This window comes from Oscillibacter sp. 1-3, from assembly GCF_000403435.2.
GTDB lineage: Bacteria > Bacillota > Clostridia > Oscillospirales > Oscillospiraceae > Oscillibacter.
Window position 1 is genome coordinate 8506 of the sequence record NZ_KE159706.1, and the last position, 1105, is coordinate 9610.

General features: G+C 50.2%; 2 protein-coding genes. Both read right to left on the minus strand.

Going from position 1 to position 1105, the window contains the following annotated elements; genetic code table 11:
• Positions 1-138 precede the first annotated feature (138 nt).
• The gene (locus tag C816_RS06395; RefSeq protein WP_016324048.1) at positions 139-702 is read right to left on the minus strand and encodes a hypothetical protein; all 564 of its coding nucleotides are present in this window, start codon (positions 700-702) and stop codon (positions 139-141) included.
• 13 nt (positions 703-715) lie between these two features.
• On the minus strand, positions 716-1105 hold a 390-nt coding region (locus C816_RS06400), incomplete at its 5' end, for an iron chaperone (protein WP_016324522.1).

The following is a 1105-nucleotide window of genomic DNA, read 5'->3' on the forward strand; positions in this document are numbered from 1 at the left end:
CCACGATGACTCCCTCCTTTTTGTTCGTATGTCCTACTATACACCGGAGACGGCAAAATCCTACAAAAATTTTCCGCAAAATTAAGAGCACAGAAAATGCCTGCCCGCTCTCAATGGAAGGCGGGCAGGCATTAGACGCTAAAGACTGGAAACTAACTCATATTTCTGGGATGCTCTCAGCGCCAGGTATGCGGGAGAAACATATTCTTTATGCCTCCACTCTTTTTCCTGCCGGTAACTGCTATCATGGGTGCTGATAATATAATCGGTTAATTCTGTATATGGCGCTACCTTTTTTACTGTACGGGCTAATCTGTTATAGGTTTTCGTCAGGCACTCCGGTCTGGGAATATACTCCCTACTTTCATCATAGTATCCAGAAATTGCAAACAACCGGCTTCGAGTTATTTTCTTCGCTTCGTCATAAACCAAGGAAAAACCTGCTTCTATTACCGTATTGCCAGCGGCACTATAGCCGACCAAATTCCCGTCTTGGAATGGTATCTGCTGCTCCATCAATGCACCCGCTTCTGGCAGGTAGAAGTAATAACGATGCTGATTTTCTGTAACGATGTCCAGCGTCTGCCCATAAATCAGTTTTTCAGAAACGGGCTTGATAATAACACAACCACAATCTAATGCCGCCTGTGCGATCTGCAAAAAATCTGTGTATCCCAGCCAATAATTGATTTGCTTACCCACGTTTAAGCTCTCCTCAGTTGTTTTCCTCGCACCACTTCGCAATCTCCCCAATCAGCTCCAGCGGGAGCGGCTTGCTGTAAAGGAGTTGGATCGTGCCCTTGCTGGTCTTGTACTCCGTCAGCTGGGCGGCAAACGCCTCCACGGCCTCCGGGCCGGGGTACAGGCCGACGTGCCGCTTGGAGGCCGCAAACTGGATCAGGTTGCGGCCCTTCCAGTAGGTGGGCATACTCCAGGAGATTTTCTCCTTGGTCTCCGGGATGCTGGCCTTGATGGCGGCGTTGATCTGCCGCAGATAGTCCTGCGCCTCTTCCGGCTGGGCGGCGATATACTCCTCAATCGTCGCCGGAGGTTTCCCGCAGTAGTGGCTCTGGTCCACATTTTTGAATGATCGCCCGCACTTGGG